We start from the raw sequence: 16,444 nt of genomic DNA on the forward strand, positions 1-16,444 counted from the left end.
GAATATAAAAAAACTACATACTGTATGGTATATATGTTGATAAAAAAGGTCGGTCCCCATAAATACTTTGGAGACCGACCTTTAATTTGTATGTATCAAATCCTATCCTACCAGCTGATCCTGGTTTCTAAAGACGAGGGTGTCGTCAAATGAATCGATCAAAACGACACTATCTGCCTTTATTTGGCCACTTAACAATTCCTTTGACAGATTGTTGAGTACTTCTTTCTGGATAACCCTCTTTATGGGTCTAGCCCCATATTGTGGGTCATATCCCTTTTGGGCCAGATAAGTAATGGCCTCGTCCGTGGCATCAATGGTGATATGCTGCTTGGCAATCATCTTCTTTAAATGGTCCAACTGAAGCCTTACGATTTCTACAATGTTTTCCATATTCAATGGAGTGAACATAATGATATCGTCTATACGGTTCAAAAATTCGGGACGGATGGTCTTACGCAACAGTCCAAGCACTTCTATGCGGGCCGCCTCCGTAGCACTATAGATGTCCGGATTGTCCTCAAATTTTTCCTGAATAATATGGCTTCCCATATTGCTGGTCATAATGATGATCGTATTCTTAAAATCGGCTACACGTCCTTTATTGTCCGTTAGCCTTCCTTCATCTAGAACCTGCAATAATATATTAAAGGTATCCGGATGTGCTTTTTCTATTTCATCCAACAATATTACAGAGTAGGGCCTACGTCTAACAGCCTCTGTTAACTGTCCCCCTTCATCATAGCCTATATATCCGGGAGGCGCCCCGACCAATCGACTTACCGAATGTCGTTCCTGATATTCGCTCATATCAATACGGGTCATGGCATTTTCGTCGTCAAATAAATATTCGGCCAAAGTTTTGGCCAACTCGGTTTTTCCCACTCCTGTCGTGCCCAAGAATAAGAACGATCCAATGGGCCTTTTGGCATCTTGCAATCCCGCCCTACTTCTACGGATGGCATCGGAAACCGCCTGTATGGCCTCTTCTTGTCCAACTACACGTTTATGTAGGACTTTCTCCAACTTCAACAATTTCTCCCGTTCGCTCTGTAGCATTTTGGTTACGGGAATTCCGGTCCACTTGGCCACGACCTCGGCAATATCCTCTTGGGTTACCTCCTCCTTGATCAAAGTGTCCGATTGCTGTTGCTCCTGAAGTTCGTTTTGCAATTTTTCCAATCTTTCTAGGGCCTCCTTTATTTTTCCATAACGTAGCTCGGCCACTTTACCATAGTCGCCATTACGCTCGGCACGTTCGGCCTCCAGTTTATAGTCCTCAATATCCTTTTTGGTCTTTTGGATATTGTCCACAACACTTTTTTCACTTTCCCACTGGGCAAAGATTTCATTGCGTTCCTCTTTCAGGTTGGCCAGGTCAATGTTCAATGATTTTAACTTGGCCTTGTCATTTTCCCGCTTAATGGCTTCGATTTCGATTTCCAGTTGCATTATTTTTCGATCCAACACATCCAATTCCTCAGGTTTGGAATTGATTTCCATCCGGAGTTTGGAGGCGGATTCGTCCATTAGGTCAATGGCCTTGTCCGGCAAAAATCGATTTGTAATATAGCGTTGCGAAAGTTCAACAGCGGCAATAACGGCTTCGTCCTTGATGCGTACCTTGTGGTGCGCTTCATACTTTTCTTTGATACCGCGAAGAATGGAAATGGCACTTTCCGTATCGGGTTCGTATACCATGACCTTTTGGAACCTTCGCTCCAAAGCTTTGTCCTTTTCAAAATATTTTTGATATTCATCTAGGGTGGTGGCTCCTATGGCCCGTAGTTCCCCTCTGGCCAAAGCTGGCTTTAGGATATTGGCGGCGTCCATGGCACCTTGTCCACCACCGGCACCGACGAGGGTATGGATTTCGTCAATAAAAAGTACGATATTCCCATCGGAGGAGGTCACTTCCTTAATAACGGATTTCAGCCGTTCCTCAAATTCGCCTTTATATTTGGCCCCGGCGATTAAAGCACCCATATCCAAGGAATAGATTACTTTGTCCTTTAGATTTTCGGGCACATCGCCCTGTATGATCCGGTGTGCAAGACCCTCCGCAATGGCGGTTTTGCCCGTACCGGGCTCGCCTACCAACATGGGATTGTTCTTTGTCCTTCGCGATAAGATCTGGAGGATACGCCGAATTTCCTCGTCCCGACCAATTACAGGATCTAGTTTTCCGTTGTCCGCCAATTGATTGAGATTCCGTGCGTATTTGTCCAGCGAGTTATAGGTGTCCTCCGCACTTTGTGAGGTGACCTTCCCGCCTTTCCGAAGTTCTTCAATGGCCGATTTCAAATCTTTTTCGGATACCCCTTGATCTTTTAGTATTTGTGAAATTTTACTTTTGGATTTAAAAATGGCCAATAGCATATGTTCCAAGGAGACGAATTCGTCCTCCATTTTTTGGGCAACAATACTGGCCTCGTTTATCGTTTTTCCAGCCTCACGGGAAAGCATAATGTCGCCTCCGGAAACCTTTGGAAAGCTCTCCAGTTCTTTTTCAAGAATTTGATTTAGCATAGAAACGTTAACGTTCAGCTTCTTGAGGATAAAGGGCAATACATTCTCTTCAACTTCTGAAATGGCCTTGAAAATATGCTCATTCTCTATCTGCTGATGGCCCATGGCCTGAGCCAATTGTTGGGCACGTTGCAGGGCTTCCTGAGATTTTATGGTGAAATTATTAAAGTTCATATATCGTAATATTTTTAGGGTTTATATGTATTTTTGAAAACCTTAGGTCAATAACCTTACCAATGGTCGCCGCCGGACAAAATGGCGGTAAACACCAGTAAATACAAGACATTTCGGCAGTTTCGTGTTTTACTGCCATAAACTAGTTTTTCAAAATAGAATAGCAAAATGGGATTTTTCAAGGACTTATTCGGAAGTGAACAAAAGGGGACAAATGGTGTAGAAAATTCAATTCGGTGGATTCCCCTTGTTTCTTTGGATCAATTGAACGAAATCGAGGAAAACTCGCATAGGCGATCTCAAGTGATTTTTAAGCACTCCACAACATGTGGCATCAGCCGAATGGTCTTGAATATGTTCGGGAGGAATTTGGATGCTTCAAAGTATCCTATGGATTTCTATTTTCTTGATTTACATGCGTATCGGCAAGTATCCGACGAAGTGGGCTATAGGTTTCAGGTAATGCACCAATCGCCCCAAATTTTGGTCATACGAAATGGAGTAACGGTTGCCCATGATTCCCACGGGGCCATCAACGAATTGGACTTGGAAAGATTTGTATAAAAAAGCCCGGCCATAATGCCGGGCTTTGTTGTTAATTGAAGCGTTGTTGTGTGAGTATGAATTTTAATCTCGATTTTAAATCCTCTCCGGCATCATACACCATTTGTTCATTGGTGGGAAAAGGTATGGCGGCCAGATCCAGTAATGCGACCAGATCATTTTCCAGGGCTCTCCGATCCCCATCGTAATTGGCATAGATATGCTCAAAGACAAATTCACTGGAGAGGGGATAGGAATTCACCTGCTGTTTGGTATGCAGATTCGTAAAGCTTACCATGCCCACAACCTGGGCGGTCTTGAACTGGGTAAATTGATAAAAATTACAACGTACAGTCCGGAATTTATCGATTTTGATCTTATTTCCCAGACTATCCTTTACCACATTCCCGTTTCGGTCCAGCAGAAACTCCTGGCCATCCTTGATCTGTTTTTCCTTGATAATCTGTTTTTCGCTTACCTGTTCCGGGGATATGTTGATTTCCCGCAAGGCCACATCCATTGTATAATCATACCGTATTTGAGGTAAATGATTGGTATGATATTCCGTCCACTGATTGTTAAGGCCATAGGTATTAAAGTTGAGCAATTCCTCTTCCAATTTGGCGGGAATTATCTGATCGGTATGGTTTACCATATCCACTTTTACATAATCCAGCCCTTTGGCATAGGCCTCTTCCATCTTCTCTTTATGATCCTTGTATCCGGGATTTATTTCGGATAGATAGCGAAAATCCTCATAGGCATTTCGAAAATCCTGTTTCTGGGTCGCGTTGGTTAAGAGCGTAGATGCATTATGGTACAAATAGTCCGATAATTTTTCCTTCGCCGCGATAATCTTATCATCATAGTTTTTAAAGGAAAATTGGGCCTGCCGGTTCTCTTCTTGGATAACCAAGGGCAATAAAGGTCTTATACGTTGTTGAATGTCCTTTAAGCTGTTGTATCCCTTATAAATGGACTCATAATTGGCCGGATTTCCCTCTTTCCTTAGAAAGTCGATATGGGCCAATTCGCGCTCCGTATTTTTTTGAAAGGCCTCCTCCAATAAAATGACAAAGGGTTGATGGCTCTTCTTGGTCTTGTTCTGTGATAAATTCTGGATGGCATTGTTTATGGCATTGTAGTAGTTGCCGGAATTGATAGCCTTTTGTGTCTTCTTAACCCCACTACAGGCTACGAATACGACTAAAATCGCAGAATATAGTATAGATTTTTTCATGGCTTTGTTTTTATCGTTTTCTGGTTAAATCCAACAGCCGTGCCAAAACGACTTTTAGTTCTAACGTAAAACGACGAACTATCGTATAGATTCGTTCAAAAGCCTAGCCGGAACTTTTATTTCCCTTTGTAATCCAAGGCAGGAAGTAAGCGGGTGGATACTTCCCCAAAACCGATCCGGATTCCTTCCTTTTGACAATAACCCCGTAACGTGACCGTGTCATTGTCCTCAATGAATCTTCTTTCGGAACCGTCCTTTAACTTAACCGGTTTGGTACCTTGCCAGGCCAATTCCAGTAAGGAACCGTAGGAATCCGGACTAGGCCCGGAAATTGTACCACTCCCCATCATATCGCCACTGTTTACCTTACAGCCGTTAACGGTATGGTGGGCCATCTGTTGTGCCATGGTCCAATACATATACTTAAAGTTGGATCGGGTAACCGTAGTTGGCGTACCCTTGTCCGGGGTAAGGTCCACCTCCAAGGTTATATCAAAACTGTGGTTGCCACGCTGTCTCAAATAAGGTAGAGGTTCGGGATCCTGTTCCGGACTTTGTAACCTAAAGGGTTCCAAGGCATCCAGGGTGACGATCCATGGCGATATGGAGGATACAAAATTCTTGGCCAGGAAAGGACCTAAAGGTACATACTCCCATTTTTGTATGTCCCTAGCACTCCAATCGTTGAAAAGGACCAGGCCAAAGATATAATCTTCCGCTTCCTCAATCGGAATGGGTTCTCCCAATACATTGGCATCCGTGGTTATAAAAGCCATTTCCAGTTCAAAATCCACTAGCTTCGAAGGTCCGAAAACGGGGGTGTCCGCTCCTTTGGGGTAGGTCTGTCCCAAGGGTCGCCGCACTGGTGTTCCACTGGGTACAATAGTAGAGCTTCTTCCATGGTAGGCCACAGGGAGGTGTAGCCAGTTGGGTAGAAGCGCATTTTCCGGATCACGGAACATACTTCCCACATTGGTAGCATGTTCCTTGCTGGAATAAAAGTCCGTATAATCGCCAATTTGAACCGGCAATTTCATTTCTACCTCTTCCATGGAAAAAAGGACTATTTTTTTATGGTCTTCATTATGTTGCAATGCTTGGTTGCCCACGTCAAAAATCTCACCGATTCGGTTGCGTACAGATCGCCAGGTTTTTTTTCCATCAGAGATGAAATCATTCAGGGTGTCCTGCAAAAAAATATCATCCGTCAATGGAATACCTTCAAAATACCCCAATTGGTGTAACGCACCAAGGTCAATGGCGTAATCCCCGATTCGCGTACCAATGGTAATGATATCGTCCCGGGTCAGAAAAACACCAAAGGGAATGTTCTGGATAGGAAAATCCGAGTTCCGGGGTACGGGCAACCACGTTTTTTTGTTCGGGTCATTGGTTTTAGTAGGCATAGTTCAATTGTTAATTTACGTTTAATAAATTCTCTATCAAATATATTATTTTATGCACTTGAACAAGGGGCAATTTGTATTTTTACGCCTCATTTAACAAACGATGTCATTATGCAACGAGACGACCAGGTTTTTAAGCTGATTCAGGCCGAACAGGAACGTCAGCTCAATGGAATTGAGCTGATCGCTTCGGAAAACTTTACCAGTCCACAGGTCATGGAGGCTGCTGGATCGGTGCTGACCAATAAGTACGCCGAAGGGTATCCTGGAAAACGCTATTACGGGGGTTGCGAAGTGGTGGATCAAATTGAACAATTGGCCATTGACAGGGCCAAGGAACTTTTTGGAGCTGTGTACGCCAATGTCCAACCGCATTCCGGGTCACAGGCCAACGCCTCGGTATATCATGCCTGTTTAAAACCAGGTGATACCATATTAGGCTTTGATCTCTCACATGGAGGACATCTTACCCATGGTTCTCCGGTAAATTTTTCAGGTCGTTTGTACAATCCTGTCTTTTATGGGGTTGATAAAGAGACCGGAAGATTGGATTATGATCAGATACAGGAAATAGCGAATCGCGAAAAACCCAAGATGATCATTGCCGGGGCGTCCGCATACTCCAGGGACATGGACTTTAAACGATTTAGGGAAATAGCGGATAGCGTAAATGCGCTTTTATTGGCGGATATTGCACATCCTGCGGGATTGATTGCCAAGGGTATTTTAAACGACCCCATTCCACATTGCCATATTGTTACTACTACTACCCATAAAACATTACGTGGCCCTCGGGGCGGGTTGATCCTTATGGGAAATGATTTTGAGAATCCCTTTGGGATCCGATTAAAAAATGGAAATCTTAGGAAAATGTCGGGCCTTCTGGATTTGGCGGTATTTCCTGGAAATCAAGGCGGCCCTTTGGAACATATCATTGCGGCCAAGGCTATTGCCTTTGGAGAGGCATTGTCCGATTCATTTTTGCATTATATGCTCCAAGTCAAGAAAAACGCGGCAGCCATGGCGGAAGCTTTTGTGGCCAGGGACTATCACATTATTTCAGGTGGAACGGACAACCATATGATGCTCATTGACTTACGGAACAAGAATATTACGGGCAAAGATGCAGAGAAGGCTTTGGTACAGGCAGACATCACCGCAAATAAAAACATGGTACCCTTTGATGATAAATCTCCGTTCGTGACCTCCGGAATACGATTTGGTACAGCTGCAATTACCACTAGAGGCCTAAAGGAAAATGATATGGCCACTATTGTAGATCTTATAGATGCGGTTATTTTGAACCCTGAAGACGGGAAAAAAATAGAGAAAGTAACGGAAAAAGTACACGCACTGATGCACGGAAGGTCATTGTTCAATGCCTCCTAAAACCCCTTTTTAGTGGTTGAGCATATATAGATCGCCCGAAATCAACGATAAACTATCCAGATCATAGATGGAAGGATCGTTCTGGGACAGGTAATAGACACCCCAATACCTAAAATAATCGTTCTTGGAGTTGTTTCCATGTGCCATATTCAGAAACGAGGTATTGGCTTCCAAATTGGTCTCCTCAAATACCGGAACAAATATTTCGTAAGGTACCTCGGATAGTCCCTTGGTAAAATGCACATAGTGATGTGCTATCTCGGTAAGGATATTTTCAAATTGCTGGGCTATGCTTTGGTTGTAAATCCTATTAATGACAATGGAAGTATCCTTGAGGTGAATGGAAAGTTCATCTACGTCCACTAATATGCCATTGATTTTGGCCAGATTCTTCAAATTCGCGGTAAGGAATCCGTCCTTTCCCCAATCCCCCCGGTTAAAATAAAACAACAGTTCTACCAAGGCCAGGTTGCAGTTCAATTCAATGGCCAACAGGGATTCGTTTTTATCGGAAGTGTAATTACAGACTCCTGCTTTTGAAAAAAAGTGCTTTTCCAAATCGTTTTGAAACGATTTCAGTCCCCGGATTTGAAAATGCTTGTTGAATTTAAAGTGGGGGTTATCCTTAAAATTATCCAGATATAACGACATATGCAATTGGAAAAAAGAAACTTACACTATCAAAGTTACTTTTTACCCATTGGTTATGACCACAAAAAAACCTTATAAAAAAAGAGGTTTTTGTTGGAAAACAGGGGCTTTGATTTAAAATACTGAAAACCAGTATTTTGCAAAAAAGAAGAATTTGATAAAACTATAGGATTATAGAAATCCTCTTTTTTTCGCTTCTTCTACCAGTGACAAATCGTTTCCATTTTCCACGCCGAATAGTGTCTTTAACTGCCGTTTTCTGGATTCCACGGTAGTATTGGCAGCAGAAATCAATTGGCCAATATCCTTGGTTCGGGTTCCAATGGAGAGATAGTAGAGTATTTTTTTATCCTGCTCGTCCAAAACAACATCATTGGCCATTTTTCTCCTAATTGCGGAGAGGGCACTGGCCGAATAATACGGTGGGTTTGTGATGACCGTTTGTACCATGGCAATCAAGGATTTTTCATCGATCTCCGATTTTACCATGTATCCATCCGGATTGACCGAGGCGAATATGCTGTTGATGCGATAATTGTCACTAAAGGAGGACATGAAAACAATTTTTGATTCGGGAACCAGTTCACGTGCCAGCATTCCCAGATCCTCACCACTCTTAGGCTCGTGGGATTCCGTGGGGAACAACCTAATGTCCAACAAAATGATGTCGTATTTAAGTCCCCTGGCGGAGGATCGAATACTTTCCTCTCCCATCTCATAGTTGGAAGCCACATCCATTTTCACCTGAAAACCACCCAAGTCCTTGTCTTCCAAGACATACTTATACCCCAAAGGGGTCATCTCGTGATCGTCTATTGCCAAAATACGAACGTACTTCATGATACTTAAGCTGTTTTTACCTCTTCCAGTTCCTGTTGCCCTTCATTCGTTTCAAACGTAGTGGGCCTTTTTATTGGAATTCTGAACGATACCGTAGTACCTTCTCCTTTGGCACTTGTAATATCCCAGAATCCGCCCAATTTTTCTATACGGGACGCTATATTGCGCATCCCGATGCCTTTTTTACCCCTTTTGATGCTAAAACCTTGGCCATCATCGGCAATGGTAATCAAAAGGTCGTTTTCCTCTTTTGCAAAATCCACGGACACATTTTTACACTGGGCATGCTTTACACTATTCTGGAGGGTTTCTTGGACCATACGGTACAGATTGATTTTAATATCTCCCGTAAGCCCGTCCCAATCCACTGTATCATCATAGTCAAAACTGTGCGCTATACTTGTGTTTTCCTGTAACGATTTTAGCAAATCCTCTATTGAGTGTATAAAGTTATGGATTTTTTGATAAGCGGCGTGGCTTAATTCATGCGAAATCGATCGTACTTCGCCCTCTACTTCCTGTAAGGCCGAAATAGCCCTTGCCCGTTGTGCTATAGCCTCATCGTCTGCCTTTTTGTTCAATCCGGTGAGCAACATCCGGGCACCGAGCATTTTACCCAGGACACCATCGTGCAATTCCTCGGAGATACGTTTCTGTTCCATTTTTTTACCTTCCTCCACTTTCTGCTTCTGTGAAAGCATCAAATTGAATATTTCCTGGTTACTGGCCTGCTGTTGCTGCTGAAAGCGTAGCTTTTGGTTCTTGGCACGCTGATCCACTATAATATAAATGGCCAATCCCAAAAGGAGAAGCCCAACGGCTATCCCGGCCCACAACTGTTTTTCCCGGGTCAAAATTTCGTTTTCCGCGATAAACTCGTCGGTTTCAAAACGGATGCGCGCAAATTTGTTACGCGCCTTGCGTTCCTCTTGGATAAGGCTATCGTTCAAGGTCATATAGCGCTGGGTATACGCCAATGCGTTTTGGGGCTCCAAACGGGCCATCAACTGAAGGGTTTGTAATAGGCGTTTATTGTTACTACTCTGTTCCGAATAGCTTTTTGCCTTTTGAGCCTGGGCCATGGCTTGGACAGTATCGCCTTGTGCCAACTGGAATTCAGCTAAGCAAAAGTAGCTTCTAGAAATACCAGTATAGTCTTTTATACTGTCCTGTATTCCAATGGCTTTAGTGAACAATCCCGGTAAACTTGTGTAATCTTCAGCCTTAAATTTGCTGTAGGCGATATTATTCATGGCCTTTGCAAAAAGCGGAGGGTCTTTTGTATGAAGGTTGTCAGCATCTAGGACCTGTTGGAAATAAGGAATGGCCTTTTTATGAAATCTCTGTTCTTGATATACAGCCCCAATGTTGTTTAGTATTTCATAATTCAAGGTGTTTTCCTCATCGAGCTTTGACAGGTATTCCAAGGCCATATCAAAATATTGAATTGCTCTATCATGCTCTTTTAATTCATTTGTGATCACTCCTAAGTTGTTATAGCAATTGTACAACTGTTGGTATTTATCCAAAGGCTTTAGCAGTTCTATGGCCCGTATCGTTGTAATTTCACTACCCGTATAGTCCTTTACATCGGCTTGTACCACGGCCATATTATACAACATCCGGGCGGTATTAAAATCATTTTTAAGTGCACTATATAATTTAAGAGCCTCCCCATAATGATAATAAGCGCTATCTGGAATGGCAACACCTCTATAAAATATGGCCAGATCCCAGTGGGCCTCGGCGTGGACCACAGAATCCTTCATTTTTTTCGCCAATCCAATAGTCTTTCTATTGGTTTCCCGGAATAAGAGGGAATCCGGTAATTGTAGATAGGCCAAGGAAAGTCGTGAAAAGTATTTGGTTTTTAGGGAATCTGGGGTATCGGCTTCAGTAACGATATGGGCCCTTCTAAGGAAGGCTGCCCTTTTTTCTAAAGAATACGTGGAGTTTCGTCCTTCCTCTATCCAGGTAAGGACACTATCCTGCGTTGATGGAACTGCCGGATTTTTCTCAGGAACTGCATCCCGTGGATTGATTAAGGAAATAAAGAAAACCGAACCCAATATTAAAACATACTTGCACATCATAATTAGGTGGCACTTGAACCTGCTCTATACAAGGTAAAAAAAAAGCCCCAAATGTTTCCATTTGAGGCGCGAATTCTTATAAATACAACAATTTAATTCCGTGGATCACTTTTTGTACTACTTCCATCAGTTGCATCTTCTTCTAAAGTCTCGTATAATGCCTGTGTCTCTTCCATCGCATTATCATTTTCACAGGAAACCATTCCCATTCCCATTAGCGCAATCGCTAAAATACTTGCTGCCTTTTTCATCTTCTAAATTTTAAATGGTTATAAATAATTATTATGTTGCTAAACTAATAAAGCGGGTAGGCAAGAGGCTGGTGAAATGTTAAATGCTAGTAAACGACAGGGTTTTGCGAGTATTTAACCTAAATCTGCGAGGATTTTTTCAATTTAGGGCCGAAATGGTGTTTTTTGAAAGTAGCTTTTTTAGGCCGTCAATGTTCCGTTTATAGGACTTGGAAAAGGGGAGTTGCTGCTGTCCGGATCGCAGGGCGCAAATAGACTTACCATAATTGATCCGTGAAATGTATTTGGTGTTTACGATATAACTTTGATGGATCCGAACAAAATTTCGGGGCAATTGGTTTTCAAAGGTTTTTAGGGTCTTAAAGGCACTGGTAACTGAACCATCCTTCATAATGAACTCCGTGGCGTTGTTATCCGCCTGGAGGTATAGGATGTCGTCCGTATTCAAATAGTGGAAATCGGAATAGGATTTTAGGCAAATAGTCTGCGGCTCGGCTTCTTTTGGCATCCGTTTTTTTAGCCGGAGCAGCGATTTGCGGATGTCAAACTCGTTATAGGGGAGAAGCCAATAATCAAAAAAACTGTTCTTTATGGCCTCATAGGCATAATCCTTGGTTTTCGCTATTCCGATAAGAACGGGAATCTGGTCTACATATTGATGGAGTTCCATGGCCATTCTAAAGAAAGACCGTGCCTTTTCATTTAGGTTGATGAACACCACATCCGGAGAAAACTTTAGGATGGCATTCAACCCCTCATCATCATTTTTGGCCATAGCGGTACAGCTAAAATCACCGTACTCGTCCAAATAATGCTGTAACTGCAAATTGGAAGTCGCATCAGAGTCTATTATGGCATAGGTATACTCCACGGGCCAAGATAATTTATTGCAAATTAGTGATACTTGCCCATAATCGATGGTAGAAAAACCTTATAAAAAATGAGGTTTTCGTATATAATTCACTGAAAATGAGTTTTTTGAAAGAAAAGACTTTCAACTGCCGGAGAGCCCCTACAATTTAATCGTGGGTTACACTTTCATAGGCACCGATATCTGGATCAACAGTGCGATCTACCCCCCTAAGGTCAAACGGAACGGTGAGCGCGGCTTCAAGATCGGCATTGTCCTTGGCGGCGGACAATTCCCCAATGCTGAAATCATGGTTGCCGGGATTTGCAAAATCCGCATCCAGGTTTAGAAGTATCTGGTCATAGTTGTTCGTGTTTTCAAAATCGTATAATGGATTTTGGGAAAACTGTCCGTTATCATCCTTGAATTTTACCAAACAATTTGAAAAGGAATACTGGAATTCGTTGGCACCATTGCTGCTTAAGGAAAGTTCCAGGGCCGTATTACCATCAACAATGCAGTTTACGAACGAAGCCGTGCTGAGATCCGCCGATAGTACTTGCGAAAAATTATCGATTCGCAGGGCGGTTCCTTCCCTAAATCCCTTGGTCCAATAATTGGCAATGGTAGTATGGACAAAAGTGTAACGGCCTCCAAGATTGCAGTACAGAGAGGTGTTTCCGGCATTGCCCAGAACCGTGTTTTCCGAGTTAATGGAGGCACTTCTGGCCCAAAGGTTGATATTGGAGCTATTGTGTACCTGGGAGTTGTTCAGGGTAAGGGTAGGGGATTGCAGTATTCCGTCGCCTTCCACCAGTAGACCTACGGTTGCGTTCTTGATGGTCAAATGATCCATAGTGTTGTTTACGCTTCCGGGACTTAGCCAAACAGTTCCCCATTGTCCCGGAGTATCCGAAAATTCGGGCTCCAACCGGTCTCCTTCAAAGATGACTTCATTTTCCAATAAAACGGGATCCGTGCTTAAGGAACCGTTTACTTGGATAGAGGCACCATCGGACACAAAAACTCCTGAATCCTTATGAAAATGGATGCGGGTACCCGCATCCATGATAAGTTGCTTATCCGAAGGTACTGCGGCATATCCATACACAACATAGGGCTTTTCCCTGGTGAAGTTGAGTTGATCGTCCGAAAGATAAAAACCTTCGACCTTGATCTCCCTTCCGTCACCGTCCAATCCTACTGTTATGGTTTCCGTGGTGCCATCGGTGGAGGTGCCGGGAAACAAAAAAATGGCGTCCTTTACCAAGGTGACCAGTTGCACTTCTTGCAAAAAGCTTTCTGAATCGAACAAAATGACGTCCGTATATAGGAAGGTGGTCTCATTGGTATCCGAAATATCAAACGTGGTCTCTACAAAGATGAAAAGACTGTCCCGCGCAAGTAGGGGAACATCCGTAAACTCCTTACCGGCCGTACCGTCCACATTTAAACGATAGCCACTTTGCTGCCCTTGGCCCAATCGGATCGAAGGTATCAGAACATCGTCCCTGGATAGGTTATATACCTTTAAGGAATAGGTGCTACTGCCAATATTTGAAAAAATGGTATCCAAAAAAACGGTGTCCCTGGAAAACTCAAGATTGCCCGCACTTGGACCATATTCAAAGTCCTTTCTACAGGAGGTCCAGAGAACGATGATAGAGAGCAACGTGATAACGTAAAAGTATGGGCGCATCCTTTGGTTTGTTTCCAATTTCTATACTTTCCGCTAGTCGACCGGAAAGGACAAATGAAAAAAATTCCTCTATTCGGAAAAAAGTCGAACGATGTCTTCAGATATCCGAATGGGTCTAAGCGTACTGCCATTTAACAAACACCATTCGGTACTTGAACGGAGCAAAAGCTGATTTGTTTTATCGTTGTACATTTCAACGACCCGTACCGAGGTAGCCCCCCTGCTTTGGTCAATGTAAGTTTGTATTCTAATGATATCGTTCAATTTTGCCGCATTTTTGTAGGCAATATTGTGATTCATGACCACCCAGACCACTTCCTTTTGAATTTCCGAAGTCGCCACCTTTTGCCAATGTTCCTTGGAAACATCCTGGATCCATTGTACAAAGCGTACGTTATTCACATGATTAAGGTCGTCCAGATCCTCCTGGGCCACCGTGATGGTCTTTTCGTAAGACCTCATTGTTTCTTTACAATTTGAACTTCAAAAAGCTTGTCCCAGTTCTTTCCGGTCACAAAAAAGGTATTTCTTTTGGGATGGTACGCCACACCATTGAGCACGTTCAACTTCTCATGTTGGGTAACCTTTTTCTTTAATCCCCCAAAATTTACCACGCCCTCAATGGCACCACTTTGGGCATCGATAATCATCATACTCTCCTTCTGATATACATTTGCGTAGATTTTGCCATCAACATACTCCAATTCGTTGGCCATGTTAAAGACGGATTTGTCGGTCACCGTTTCTATATTTCCGATTTCGGTAAGGGTTTCAGGGTCTAGAAACCAAATTTTTTCGGTTCCGTCGCTCTTGAATATTTTCTTGCCATCATTCGTAAGTCCCCAACCTTCCTTGCTTTTACCGTATTGGAAATTGTCCAGCTTTTTGAGGCTCTTCAAGTCATAAATAAAGCCTGTTCTGGCGCGCCACGTAAGTTGATAGATCTTTCCGTTCAAGATGGTAATACCTTCTCCAAAATAGGTATCGTCCAAATCTATCTGATGCAGGATTTCACCCGTTTTAAAATCTATCTTTCGTAGCCAGGATGTTCCCTTTTGACCCGTACTTTCATAAAGCGTATCGTTATGGAATTCCAAACCTTGCGTATACGCTTCGATGTCATGTGGATATTCATTTATGATTTTATAGGTATAGATTTCAGGAGCCTCGGAAGCCAGAACCCTTATCTTTTTTGTAATCTCTACGGAACTTTCGTCATAGTCCACATTGGCCTTTAATAACTTATTGCCTAGGGTAGGGATATCCAAGGTAATGGTATTGTTGGTCAGGGGCATTTCCTTGCCATCTATGGAGTAGGTAACCCGGTTTATTGTTTTTTCCTTTTTGTTCTTCAGGGCTATGGTAACGGTCTGGTTTTTTTGAAACTTGGATTTATTCCCCTCCAATTCAATGGCGAACAACGACGAAGGCTTGGTATTGCCGGTTCCGCAGGCCAAGAAAAGAAGGCAAAAACTGTTGATGGTCATAAACTTGAGAACATTCATTCCGTTGCGTTTTTTGTATTTTAGATGGGATGAAGGCGATTCCATGGAGACCGTATATTTTTTCATGTCCATTACACCCTTTCCTATCTTCGATTTATTTAGGCAAAAATAATAGCAAACCTAGAATACCGATTAATTTATAGCAATAATTTAAGAGTGTAAAACAATTGGCAAAGGTTTAAAAGGTTGTATATTTGCAGTTAGGCAAGTCCTACACGACCAGCTCCTGTAGAATCCCCCAGGGTGGGAACGCAGCAAGGGTATACGGTCGTAGCGGTGCGATGTAGGTAGCTTGCCTTTTTCTATGCGCTGATTTTTGGTAGCCGTTTATCCAGTAACTCTTCAAAATGGGTGTTTATTTGAGAAGTAGCCTTGAAAATGAGTGTCGGTTTCCCTATCCAATCCCCATATTTATTTGTTAATTTGCAACCGTTATGGATCAAAAAGTCGTCCTGATTACCGGAGGGTCTTCCGGCATTGGAAAGTCTATAGGGGCTTATCTGGCATCAAAAGGACTTAAGGTATACGGAACCTCAAGAAACGTAAAGAAGTATACGGATTTCAGCGCTTTTGATTTATTGGAGCTGGATGTCCGCGATCCGGAAAGCATTCAAAAAGCCCTTAAGACACTTATAGCAAAGGAGGGGCGTTTGGATGTTTTGGTGAACAATGCGGGAATAGGCATTACCGGTTCCGTGGAGGAAACCCCCCATGAGGAAATCTTAAAGGCCTTTGACACGAACTTTAATGGGCCCCTGCATATGGCCAAGGCCGTCCTGCCCCAAATGCGGAAACAAAAATCGGGTCTAATCCTAAACATTACCTCCATAGCGGGTTATATGGGATTGCCCTACAGAGGGGTTTATTCTGCGACCAAGGGGGCCTTGGAACTTGTAATGGAGGCCATGCGAATGGAGACCAAGGGTTTTGGTATCCGGATAGCCAATTTGGCCCCGGGGGATTATGCCACCAATATTGCCTCTGGCCGCTACCATGCGCCGGTATTGGAGAATTCCCCTTATAAGGAGGCCTATGGCCGTACATTGGCCCTTATGAACGAGGGTGTGGAACAAGGAGGCGACCCTGCGGAAGTTGCCCAAAAGGTATGGGAAATCATCAAAAAAGAGAACCCAAAAGTGCATTATCGCGTTGGTTCCTTTATGCAGAAATTTTCCTTGGTCCTTAAGAAATTATTACCGGATAAAGTATACGAGAAACTTCTACTTAATCATTATAAGTTGTAATTTTAGCGTTTTCGTAATCCCAAAATTTCA

At 43.0% G+C, this 16,444-nt stretch carries 14 protein-coding genes and 1 other RNA gene; 4 read left to right on the forward strand and 11 right to left on the reverse strand.

Annotated features, from left to right (window positions below):
* Positions 1-102: 102 nt before the first annotated feature.
* Entirely contained in the window at positions 103-2,703 is a 2,601-nt protein-coding gene (clpB, locus tag ACO06Y_RS15000) for an ATP-dependent chaperone ClpB (protein ID WP_422079799.1), read from the reverse strand.
* 168 nt (positions 2,704-2,871) lie between these two features.
* On the opposite strand from clpB, the gene ytxJ reads away from it, so the two are divergent.
* A complete protein-coding gene (gene ytxJ / locus ACO06Y_RS15005) occupies positions 2,872-3,267 on the forward strand; it encodes a bacillithiol system redox-active protein YtxJ (RefSeq protein ID WP_422079800.1) in 396 nt (131 codons plus the stop codon).
* Positions 3,268-3,298: 31 nt separating this feature from the next.
* Here ytxJ and ACO06Y_RS15010 read toward each other — a convergent pair whose 3' ends face one another.
* Positions 3,299-4,486 (reverse strand): hypothetical protein, encoded by a 1,188-nt coding sequence (locus ACO06Y_RS15010; protein ID WP_422079801.1) that lies wholly within the window; start codon positions 4,484-4,486, stop codon positions 3,299-3,301.
* Positions 4,487-4,602: 116 nt separating this feature from the next.
* Positions 4,603-5,892: a fumarylacetoacetase gene (gene fahA / locus ACO06Y_RS15015; protein WP_422079802.1), complete on the reverse strand. Its 1,290-nt coding sequence runs from the start codon at positions 5,890-5,892 to the stop codon at positions 4,603-4,605.
* 111 nt (positions 5,893-6,003) lie between these two features.
* Here fahA and glyA point away from each other — a divergent pair, with 111 nt between their 5' ends.
* On the forward strand, positions 6,004-7,281 hold the full coding sequence (glyA, locus tag ACO06Y_RS15020) for a serine hydroxymethyltransferase (RefSeq protein ID WP_422079803.1): 1,278 nt from the start codon (positions 6,004-6,006) through the stop codon (positions 7,279-7,281).
* 9 nt (positions 7,282-7,290) lie between these two features.
* Here the strand turns inward: glyA and ACO06Y_RS15025 are convergent, their stop codons facing one another.
* From ACO06Y_RS15025 to ACO06Y_RS15060, 8 genes are all read right to left on the reverse strand, one after another.
* The gene (locus ACO06Y_RS15025) at positions 7,291-7,932 is read right to left on the reverse strand and encodes a hypothetical protein (protein ID WP_422079804.1); all 642 of its coding nucleotides are present in this window, start codon (positions 7,930-7,932) and stop codon (positions 7,291-7,293) included.
* A gap of 171 nt (positions 7,933-8,103) precedes the next feature.
* On the reverse strand, positions 8,104-8,772 hold the full coding sequence (locus ACO06Y_RS15030) for a histidine kinase (protein ID WP_422079805.1): 669 nt from the start codon (positions 8,770-8,772) through the stop codon (positions 8,104-8,106).
* Between the two features lie 5 nt (positions 8,773-8,777).
* Positions 8,778-10,865, reverse strand: coding sequence for a tetratricopeptide repeat-containing sensor histidine kinase (locus ACO06Y_RS15035; RefSeq protein ID WP_422079806.1), 2,088 nt, complete (start codon positions 10,863-10,865; stop codon positions 8,778-8,780).
* A gap of 92 nt (positions 10,866-10,957) precedes the next feature.
* On the reverse strand, positions 10,958-11,116 hold the full coding sequence (locus ACO06Y_RS15040) for a hypothetical protein (protein WP_422079807.1): 159 nt from the start codon (positions 11,114-11,116) through the stop codon (positions 10,958-10,960).
* Between the two features lie 139 nt (positions 11,117-11,255).
* Complete coding sequence (locus tag ACO06Y_RS15045) at positions 11,256-11,987, reverse strand: LytR/AlgR family response regulator transcription factor (protein WP_422079809.1); 732 nt, start codon at positions 11,985-11,987, stop codon at positions 11,256-11,258.
* Positions 11,988-12,135: 148 nt separating this feature from the next.
* On the reverse strand, positions 12,136-13,665 hold the full coding sequence (locus ACO06Y_RS15050; protein WP_422079810.1) for a hypothetical protein: 1,530 nt from the start codon (positions 13,663-13,665) through the stop codon (positions 12,136-12,138).
* Between the two features lie 69 nt (positions 13,666-13,734).
* On the reverse strand, positions 13,735-14,127 hold the full coding sequence (locus ACO06Y_RS15055) for an acyl-CoA thioesterase (RefSeq protein WP_422079811.1): 393 nt from the start codon (positions 14,125-14,127) through the stop codon (positions 13,735-13,737).
* Entirely contained in the window at positions 14,124-15,170 is a 1,047-nt protein-coding gene (locus ACO06Y_RS15060) for a glutaminyl-peptide cyclotransferase (RefSeq protein WP_422079812.1), read from the reverse strand. Before ACO06Y_RS15060 ends, ACO06Y_RS15055 begins: the two co-directional genes overlap by 4 nt.
* 202 nt (positions 15,171-15,372) lie before the next feature.
* Between ACO06Y_RS15060 and ffs the strand changes: the two genes are divergently transcribed.
* Both ffs and ACO06Y_RS15070 read left to right on the forward strand, forming a co-directional pair.
* Positions 15,373-15,471, forward strand: an RNA gene (ffs, locus tag ACO06Y_RS15065) — signal recognition particle sRNA small type.
* A gap of 133 nt (positions 15,472-15,604) precedes the next feature.
* The gene (locus ACO06Y_RS15070) at positions 15,605-16,414 is read left to right on the forward strand and encodes an SDR family oxidoreductase (RefSeq protein WP_422079813.1); all 810 of its coding nucleotides are present in this window, start codon (positions 15,605-15,607) and stop codon (positions 16,412-16,414) included.
* Positions 16,415-16,444: the final 30 nt, after the last annotated feature.

Origin of the sequence: Ulvibacterium sp. (genome assembly GCF_965228935.1) — a bacterium.
In the GTDB taxonomy this organism is placed as follows: domain Bacteria; phylum Bacteroidota; class Bacteroidia; order Flavobacteriales; family Flavobacteriaceae; genus Ulvibacterium.